This window comes from Actinomadura sp. KC216, from assembly GCF_004348535.1.
Lineage (GTDB): Bacteria > Actinomycetota > Actinomycetes > Streptosporangiales > Streptosporangiaceae > Spirillospora.
The window spans coordinates 1-8506 of the sequence record NZ_SMJX01000341.1; the positions used below are offsets into that span (position 1 = coordinate 1).

Annotated in this window: 8 protein-coding genes and 1 rRNA gene; 3 read left to right on the forward strand and 6 right to left on the reverse strand. The window is 71.2% G+C overall.

Features of this window, described 5'->3' with window-relative positions; genetic code table 11:
* Nucleotides 1-79 (reverse strand): 16S ribosomal RNA (locus E1264_RS36035); the annotation flags it as partial.
* A 778-nt stretch (nucleotides 80-857) separates the two neighbouring features.
* Here E1264_RS36035 and E1264_RS36040 point away from each other — a divergent pair.
* A complete protein-coding gene (locus tag E1264_RS36040; protein WP_132180919.1) occupies nucleotides 858-1091 on the forward strand; it encodes a hypothetical protein in 234 nt (77 codons plus the stop codon).
* A 459-nt stretch (nucleotides 1092-1550) separates the two neighbouring features.
* Here the strand turns inward: E1264_RS36040 and E1264_RS36050 are convergent, their stop codons facing one another.
* Entirely contained in the window at nucleotides 1551-2402 is an 852-nt protein-coding gene (locus tag E1264_RS36050; RefSeq protein WP_243711379.1) for a putative RNA methyltransferase, read from the reverse strand.
* Nucleotides 2403-2533: 131 nt separating this feature from the next.
* Nucleotides 2534-2887, reverse strand: a complete 354-nt coding sequence (trxA, locus tag E1264_RS36055; protein ID WP_132180923.1) for a thioredoxin — start codon at nucleotides 2885-2887, stop codon at nucleotides 2534-2536.
* Nucleotides 2888-3017: 130 nt separating this feature from the next.
* Between trxA and E1264_RS36060 the strand changes: the two genes are divergently transcribed.
* Both E1264_RS36060 and E1264_RS36065 read left to right on the forward strand, forming a co-directional pair.
* On the forward strand, nucleotides 3018-4031 hold the full coding sequence (locus E1264_RS36060) for a sigma-70 family RNA polymerase sigma factor (protein WP_243711380.1): 1014 nt from the start codon (nucleotides 3018-3020) through the stop codon (nucleotides 4029-4031).
* A gap of 320 nt (nucleotides 4032-4351) precedes the next feature.
* Nucleotides 4352-5698 carry a 3-deoxy-7-phosphoheptulonate synthase class II gene (locus tag E1264_RS36065; RefSeq protein WP_243711381.1) on the forward strand — a complete coding sequence of 449 codons (1347 nt, stop codon included), beginning with the start codon at nucleotides 4352-4354 and terminating at the stop codon, nucleotides 5696-5698.
* 148 nt (nucleotides 5699-5846) lie between these two features.
* Here the strand turns inward: E1264_RS36065 and E1264_RS36070 are convergent, their stop codons facing one another.
* The 3 genes from E1264_RS36070 to E1264_RS46100 form a co-directional block, all read right to left on the reverse strand.
* On the reverse strand, nucleotides 5847-6263 hold the full coding sequence (locus tag E1264_RS36070; protein ID WP_243711382.1) for an ATP-binding protein: 417 nt from the start codon (nucleotides 6261-6263) through the stop codon (nucleotides 5847-5849).
* Nucleotides 6260-6601, reverse strand: coding sequence for an STAS domain-containing protein (locus E1264_RS36075; RefSeq protein WP_132180925.1), 342 nt, complete (start codon nucleotides 6599-6601; stop codon nucleotides 6260-6262). Before E1264_RS36075 ends, E1264_RS36070 begins: the two co-directional genes overlap by 4 nt.
* Before the next feature lie 31 nt (nucleotides 6602-6632).
* Nucleotides 6633-8506, reverse strand: a 1874-nt coding sequence (locus E1264_RS46100; RefSeq protein ID WP_132180927.1) for a SpoIIE family protein phosphatase, incomplete at its 5' end; no start/stop codon positions are given.

An 8506-nucleotide genomic window follows, 5' to 3' on the forward strand; every position in this document is an offset into this window, starting at 1 on the left:
AGGGGCCTTTCCGCTCGACTTGCATGTGTTAAGCACGCCGCCAGCGTTCGTCCTGAGCCAGGATCAAACTCTCCATTAAGGCCACACGACCAGCACGAAGGGGCGAACCTCCACACCGGCCAAACCTTGGAAACAATCCCAGCATCACAACCCCAAAAAGGGGCTGCACTGCCTCAAAGAAATCCCTGACCGCCCCAAAGGACGGCCACGGGGACGACCCAACCCATACAGGCCGGGCCGTATAAAGGCACTGGCTTTTAACACGCTGTTGAGTTCTCAAGAAACGGACACCCACCGCGCCGTAAACCCGCTTCCGCAGGCCCCGGCTCCGGGGCAACCCTTCTAACTTACCTGGTTCGCCGCCGTTGTCAAGCGGATCCAGGAAGATCCTTTTTAACGAAGGCTGAACGAACCGAGTTCCCACACGACAGCGAACCCGCGAGCGAAGAACCCGCCAAGATCGTTTCGATGGGAGGTGCCCTACGGGCCGGCCACCTTCCGGCGTCCTGCATCCCGTCCCAGGCTGTGCAGGCCATCTTACATCAGTCCGAGCGGTACTCGAACCGTTTTCTGAGGCCTGCGTTTCCCCGGGACCGGCCGCCTGGCGGCGTCCCGCGTCTCTCGGGGCAGGAGAGACAGTATGGTCCTCGGCTGCGGCCGTCAAATCGTCAGCGCCCGTCCCTGCTCGCGCTCTGCCGCAAGGGGATCCAGGGGTCCTCTGACCTCCTTGTTCGTGTGTGATGTGGGTCGCGGCGCGACTGAGGTACTGTGCGCGGACCGTACGGCTCCGGGATCCGGCCGTGGGTGTGCGGTGCGGTGGCTCCCGGCAGGACGGCAGGTCGAGTTCTGGAGGAAGCGTGCCCGTCGCCATCAGTGCTTCGGCGGAACGTCTGGTTGTCGCCGCGACGATGGGACCGACCATCCACGACGTGCACGCCTGGCGGTTCACTGCAGTCCAGGGGCTGATCGAGTTGCACGCCGATCCCGTCAGGTTCCGGCCGCCGCGCGACCCCTTGGGACGGAATCTGCACCTCGGCGGCGGGGCGGCACTCGTGAACCTGCGACTTGCCGCCGCCCCAGTTCGGGCGTGAGGCGGTGGTCCGGTTGCTCCCGGATGTCGGACGTCCATCAGTGTTCGCCGCGGTACGCCTCACGGGCCGTCGCCGGGTCGCGCGCGAGGAGCGGCTGTTCTACGCCGCGTCGCTTCGGGCTTTCACCGCCGTGCGGCCGGCGGTAGGGGAACGGCCGTGCGTCGCCGTCGTCAACGAGCTGGCAGGGGTGGCAAGGCTCGAAGGTGTGACGCTTCGCCCACTCCCAACCACGCATGGACGGCAAGTCAGCGGGCCGTGCTGACCACCTGCGGTGGCTCTCCAGCGGAGTGGCTTCGGGCAGGTCAGGCCCTTCAGCGTGTTCTCCGGGCCGGACGGGTCCGCAAGGTCTCGGTCTTGTTCAGCTTCCAGGTCGGCAACGTGACCGGAGTGGAGGACGTGACGCTGCCGGGTGAGGTTCCGCAGGTGCTCGTCGAGCTCACCCAGGACGTGCGTTCGCGCCTACTCCAGCCGGCGGTAGGTCGACAGGACGAAGGACAGGGGCGCCGGGAGCGGATCGGGTAGCCGCATCAGCCGTTCCTGGAGCTGGTCGGCCGGGACGTGGTGCGCGCTCGGCCCCATCCCCACGAGTGTGACGATCTCCTCATGTGTCAGGACTGCCTCGGTTTCCAGTTCCTGGCGCGAGTCCAGCTTGAAGTATCCGGCGAGGGCGGCGTCCGTGCGTTCGGTCTTGCGCTTGTCGATCGAGAGCAGTCCGAGCGACTCCACGAGGGGGCCGAGGTGCCGGGCCGAGGGTGTCACTGTGAAGAGCAGCCCGTCGTCGCTCAGCACTCGGTGGAACTCCGCGGCGTTGCGGGGGGCGAACACGTTGACGATGGTGTCGGCGGCGCCGTTCCGGAGGGGCAGGGGCCGCCACAGGTCCGCGACGACGGCTCCGGCGCGTGGGTGGGCCTTGGCCGCGCGGCGTGCTGCGTGCTTGGAGATGTCGAGGGCCAGGCCGACCGCGTCCGGTGAGCGGTCGAGCGTCCGGCTCAAGTAGTGGCCGGTTCCGGCGCCGGCGTCGAGGACGAGGGACGGCCGGGCGCGTGCAACGCTCCAGGCGAGCCGGTCCGCCGGTATCGCGAAGTGGCCCGCCCTGAGGAACTCGTCGCGCGCGCGGACCATTTCGGGGGTGTCCGCCGTGCCCGGACGGGCGTTGCCGGGCAGCAGGTTCGCGTACCCCTGACGCGCGATGTCGAAGGTATGCCCGCCGGGGCAGAGCAGTCCGCGGTCAGCCAGTTCGAGATCCGCTCCGCACACGGGGCACACCAGGTATTGGACGACATCGGCGAGCACCCGTCCATCATCCTGCATGATGGCCTCGGAACGGGCGGTACCGCACGGTTCTTTGCCGTCGCGCCGCCCGCGCGCCGTCCGGTCGTCAGCGGGGCTTCCCAGGCGGGCCACTCATCACCGCTGGTGAGGACGCTGCTACCGGGCGCGGTTCACGATTCGGCGCGCCGCTTGACGTCCTCCATGTCGAGGCCCCTGACCTGCTCGATCACATTCTCCAGCACCGACTCCGGCAGCGCACCCGGCTCGGCGAAGACGATCATGCCGTCGCGGATCGCCATCAGGGTCGGGATCGACCGGATGCCGAAGCGCTCCGACAGCTCCGGCTCCGCGTCGGTGTCGACCTTGCCGAAGGTGATGTCGTCGTGCTTGCCCGCCGACCTCTCGAACACGGGCGCGAACCTCTTGCACGGCCCGCACCAGTCCGCCCAGAAGTCGATCAGGACGATGCCGTCGGCCTGAGCGACCTCATCGAAGTTCTTCGCGGTGAGTGTGACCGTCGCCATGTCGGTTTCTCCTCAGTTGGGGTATCAGGACCTAGAGCGGCTACCAGGTTCGCAGTATTCCCCACCCGGGAATCACAGAGCGGTAATTAGCGTTCTCCTCTTAGGGAGATCGCACCGGAGAAGGGTCAGGATGGCTGCAACCCGTACCAAGGGCGACAGGGTCGACGTCCCCGACAAGGACCTTGTGGGGGCATACCTGGACCGGATCGGCCGCACCCCCCTGCTCGACGCGCAGGAGGAGGTCGATCTGGCCAAGGCGATCGAAGGGGGCCTGTACGCCGAACAACTCCTCGAGGACGGGAACGTGCCCAAGGGCGTGTCCCGCGAGGAGCTTGAGGAGCTGACCGCGGCGGGGCTGCGCGCCAAGCAGCGCTTCGTCGAGGCCAATCTGCGCCTCGTGGTCTCGATCGCCCGGAAATACCCGACCGACTCGTTGCCCCTCATCGACCTCATTCAGGAGGGGAACCTGGGGCTGATGCGCGCGGTGGAGAAGTTCGACTACCGCCGCGGCTTCAAGTTCTCCACGTACGCGACATGGTGGATCAGGCAGGCGATCGGCCGCGGGCTGAGCCATACGGCCCGCACGATCCGGCTGCCCGTCCACGTCGAGGAGGAGCTTTCGCGGCTGCGGCGCGCGGAGCGGCAGCTGGGCCGTGAGCTCGGCCGGGAGCCGACGCGCGACGAGCTCGCGGGCGTGCTGGGCGCCGACGCCGACCATGTGGACGAGCTGCTGCGCTGGCGGCGCGACCCGGCGAGCCTGGACGCGACCGTCGACGACGCGGGCGAGACGCCGATGGGCGACCTGCTCGAAGATCCGGACGCGGTGACGCCGGAGGCCGAGATCCTCGCGCTGGACGACATCGAGGGCCTCGGTCGGCTCCTCGACCGGCTCCCGGAACGCGAGTCCGCGATCCTGCGGGCCCGTTTCGGGATGGACAACGGCCAGCCGCTCTCGTACGCGCAGATCGGCGCGCGGTACGGCCTGAGCCACAACCGGGTGAGGCAGATCACCGACCGTTCGCTGCGGCGGCTGCGGCAGCTCGCCAACGAGGCCGACCTGAGCGGCCGTCGGACGTTGGCGGGCAGCACGGGCGGCCCCGCACCCGGCCCCGTACGCGCCACGGCGGGAAGCCGGGCGGCCTGAGCGCGGACCGGCACCACCTCCCCCTGAACGAACCTTCCCTGAACGACGAAACGGGCGGCCCCGCAGACCCCGGGGCCGCCCGTTCGCGTTGCCCGCGCCTTGTCCGTTCGTGCCTTTCCGGCCGCGCCCTTCTGCGGCTTCGTGCCGGGTTTCTTGTTCGTCCGTGCCGTGACTATCCGTGTGTGCGACGCATCGTTGTGTGCTCATGTCGCGTCTCATAAGGGTGTGTCTTCGGCTGTTCGCGTTGTGTTTCCGGTTCCGGCCGCGGCTGCACCCGGACAGGTCGTCCGGCAGGGTCGGGCGTGCCATAGCCTTTCAGCGTGAGTACACCCGCCATCGGGGATCTGGACGCCTGGCGCGACCTCCCCGCCCTCCAGCAGCCCGAGTGGGACGATCCCGACGAGGTCCGCGCGGTCGCGGCCGAGCTGGCGGCGCAGCCGCCGCTGGTGTTCGCGGGCGAGTGCGACCAGCTCAAGGCGCAGCTCGCGGACGTCGCGCGGGGTGAGGCGTTCGTCCTGCAGGGCGGCGACTGCGCCGAGACGTTCGCGGGGTCGAACGCCGACGCGGTGAAGAACAAGCTGAAGACGCTGCTGCAGATGGCGGTCGTGCTCACCTATGCCGCCAGCGTGCCGGTCGTGAAGATCGGCCGGATGGCGGGGCAGTTCGCCAAGCCGCGGTCGAAGCCGGTGGAGGTGCGCGGCGGCGTGGAGCTGCCCGCGTACCGGGGCGACGCGGTCAACGGGCTCGACTTCGACGCGGCGTCCCGCCGCAACGACCCGAACCGGCTGCTGAAGGCGTACCACTGCTCGGCGGTGACGCTGAACCTGTGCAGGGCGTTCACCAAGGGCGGGTACGCCGATCTGCGGCAGGTGCACGCCTGGAACCAGGATTTCGTGGCGCACAGCCCGGCGGGGCTGCGCTACGACCGGCTCGCGGGCGAGATCGACCGGGCGCTGACGTTCATGAAGGCGTGCGGGGCGGACCCCGACGAGTTCCACGAGGTGGAGTTCTACTCCAGCCACGAGGCGCTGCTGCTGGAGTACGAGCGGGCGCTGACCCGCATCGACAGCCTCAGCGGCCTGCCCTACGACGTGTCGGCGCACTTCCTGTGGATCGGGGAGCGCACCCGGCAGCTGGACGGCGCGCACGTGGAGTTCCTGCGGCACATCCGCAACCCGATCGGGGTGAAGCTCGGGCCGGCGACGTCCACCGACGACGCGCTCGCGCTGATCAAGCGGCTGAATCCCGAGCAGGAGCCGGGCCGGCTGACGTTCATCACCCGGATGGGCGCCGGGCGGATCCGGGAGGCGCTGCCGCCGCTGATCGAGAAGGTGCACCAGAGCGGCGCCCCGGTGGCGTGGGTGTGCGACCCGATGCACGGGAACACCTTCGAGGCGCCGAGCGGCCACAAGACGCGGCGGCTGGACGCCGTCCTGGACGAGGTGGCCGGGTTCTTCGAGGTCCACCGGGCGCTCGGGACGCATCCGGGCGGCATCCACATCGAGTTCACCGGCGACGACGTCACCGAGTGCGTCGGCGGGGCGCAGGGCCTGGCGGAGACCGATCTGCACCAGCGGTACGAGACCGCGTGCGATCCGCGGCTCAACCGGGGACAGTCGCTGGACCTGGCGTTCATGGTGGCGGAGCTGTACCGCAAGTCCGCCTGACCGCGGGCCGTCTCATCGCGGGGCCGTCTGATAGCGGGGCCGTCTGATAGCGGGGCCGTCTGATCGCAAGTCCGCTCGGCCAGCGGGCGCGGGCCGCGAAGTCTTCCGCGGCGGCACGTTCCACGGGGGAAACTCGACGCCGCGGGTCCTAGATGTCGACCTCGGCCCAGACGACCTTGCCGCCGGTGACCGGGTCCGCGCCCCAGGAGTTCGCGAAGCGGTCGACGATGAACAGGCCGCGGTGCGACTCGTCGAGCGGCCCGGGGACGGTCAGCCGCGGCAGCTGGGCCGCGCGGTCGCGGACCTCGACGCGGATCCGGCCGGAGCCGCGCAGCAGCCGCAGCTCCAGCGCCGTCCCGGCGTGCCGGACGGCGTTGGCGACCAGCTCCGCCACGATCGCGGTGACGAGCTCCTCGCGGTCCATCAGGGCCCAGGTGCGCATCGTGCGGGCGGCGAGGCGACGGGCGTACTCGACCGCCTCGGTCTGGGGCGCGGCCCGCAGCGTCGTCTCGGTCATCGGGTCGGTCACCCCGCCCGCTCGCCGTTCTTCATCGCGTTCCCTCACCGTCCTCCATCGGCGGGAGCCTCCTCCGCGGGGCCCTCGATCAGGAAGCGATCGAGGCCCGTGGTCCGCAGCACGTTCTCGACCCGGCCGTAGGCGCCGGTGACGGTCAGCGTCGCGTTCTGCGCGCGCGCGTGCTTGTACGCCCGGACGAGGACGTTCAGACCAGAGGAGTCACAGAAGTCGACCGCCGTGAGGTCGACGACGACCGCCCGCTCACCGGCGTCCACGAGCTCGGTCAACCGGGACCGGAGCTCGTCGGAGGAGTGCAGGTCGATCGAGCCGCGCGCGGCGATCGTCGCGCGGCCGTCCGTTCGTGTCGTGTGCAAGGCAAGCCCCACGCCACCCCACCTTACCGATTGTTGGTCTCCATCATGACGCCCGCAGAACGATGAGGGCAACGTCGTCGTTGGACGGCTCGGGCCCGAAGTCGCGCACGGCGCGCTGGATGCGGGCGGCGACGGCTCCGGCGCTCAGCCCGGTGCATCCGGCGAGGAGGCGCTCGAGCCCGTGGCCGTCGCCGAGCAGCCGGTTCCCCGAGCGGCGTTCGGTGACGCCGTCGGTGACGCAGAGCAGGACTTCTCCGCGCCGCAGGTCGACGGCGTCGGTGTGGAACTCGACGCCGTCGAAGACGCCGAGCAGCGGCTGCGGCGAGGCGGCCTCGCGGACGCCGCCGTCCACGTCGAGGATCAGCGGCGGCGGGTGTCCGGCACTGGTCAGCCTGATCGTCACGCCGTCGCGGCGGCGCCGGGCGGCGATCTCGCCGTGCAGCAGGGTGAGCAGCCGGCCGCGCTCGCCCTCGCCGAGGATCAGCCGGTTGAGGCGGCCGAGCACGGCGGGGACGGACATGTCCTCGGCGGCGAGGATGCGCAGGGCGTGCCGGGCGAGCCCGGTGACGGCGGCGGCCTCGGGGCCGGTGCCGCAGACGTCGCCGATGGCGAACCGCCAGCGGGTCGCGGGGGCGGGGCCGCCGGGCCGCAGCCCGCTCTCGAAGACGTCGTAGAAGTCGCCGCCGACCTCGCTGCCCTCCCCCGCGGGCTCGTACACCACCGCGACCTCCAGGCCGGGGATCTCGGGGATGCCGGGCGGCAGGAGGCTGCGCTGCAGGGCGCTGCTCATGGCGGTCTGGGCGGAGAACAGCCGCGCGTTGTCGACGGCGAGCGCGGCGCGGCGGCTGAGCTCCTCGGCCAGCTCGATGGCGCTGCGCGGGAACCGGTCGCCGGACGGGCGGCCGATGACGATGGTGCCGATGCGGCGGCCGCGGGCGATCAGCGGGAACGCGTAGACCTGGTCGGCGGCGGTGTCGCCGGCGGCGGCGCGGACGTCGTCGGGCGCGGTGGCGAGCCCGGTCCAGGGGCCCGGGACGTCGGTCGGCGGGGCGGCGCCCGCGTGTTCGAGCAGCTCGCGGAGGCCGTCGGCGCGGTTCTCGTCGGCGTGCCACACGTAGGCGAGCCGGTCGGGCTCGGCCTCGGTGACGGTGTAGACGGCGCACCAGGTGGCGAGGCGGGGCACGACGAGCTGCGCGACGAGCGCCATCGTGCGCTCCTGGTCGAGGGTCCCGGCGAGCAGGTCGCTGGCCTCGGCGACGAAGCTGAGCCAGCCGCGCCAGGACCGTTCCAGTTCGCCGACCCTGGCCTTCTCCAGGGAGAGCGACATCTCGTCGGCGAGGCGGCCGAGCCGGACGCCGTCGGCCTCGGTGAACCGGCCGGAAACGGACGATACGGCCACCACGAGCCCGGTGAGGCGTCCCTGGGACTCCAGCGGCGCCGCGGCCAGGGACCGGGCCTTCAGGGCGGCTGCGGTCGGATCGGAGGCGTCGGCGGCGACCCAGGCGGAGCCGGCGCGGGCGGCGGGGCCGAGACCGGCCACCGACAGCTCGCCGAGGGGCATCTCGGCGGCGGTCCCGGCGGACGCACCCATGACCAGGCGGCCGTCGCGCTCGGTCAGCAGCACGGCCGCGCCCTCGGCGCCGAGGACATCGCGGATGGTGGCGACGCCGTCCTCCATGGATTCCATGGCGGCCGGGGAGCGCAGGAGGCGGTCTCCGGCGACGGGGACCTCGCCGACGCCTTCGGCGAGTCGGCCCTCCCTGCCCTGGCCGCCGGGGCCGGCGCCGTCGCGGGCGGGCTCGCCGCCGCCGTCGCGGGCGATGCGTTCGCGGGCCCATTCGCGGGCGGCCTCGGCCCGGGCGGCGCGGCCGCCGGGCGATTGCACGGCTGAGACCGAATCAGGTTCGGCGTCTTCTC

What these genes read in the sequence shown, in the direction of transcription:
- E1264_RS36050 (WP_243711379.1), bottom strand. Translation starts at nt 2,402, where the DNA reads ATGCAGGATGATGGACGGGTGCTCGCCGATGTCGTCCAATACCTGGTG.
- trxA (WP_132180923.1), bottom strand. Translation starts at nt 2,887, where the DNA reads ATGGCGACGGTCACACTCACCGCGAAGAACTTCGATGAGGTCGCTCAG.
- E1264_RS36060 (WP_243711380.1), top strand. Translation starts at nt 3,018, where the DNA reads ATGGCTGCAACCCGTACCAAGGGCGACAGGGTCGACGTCCCCGACAAG.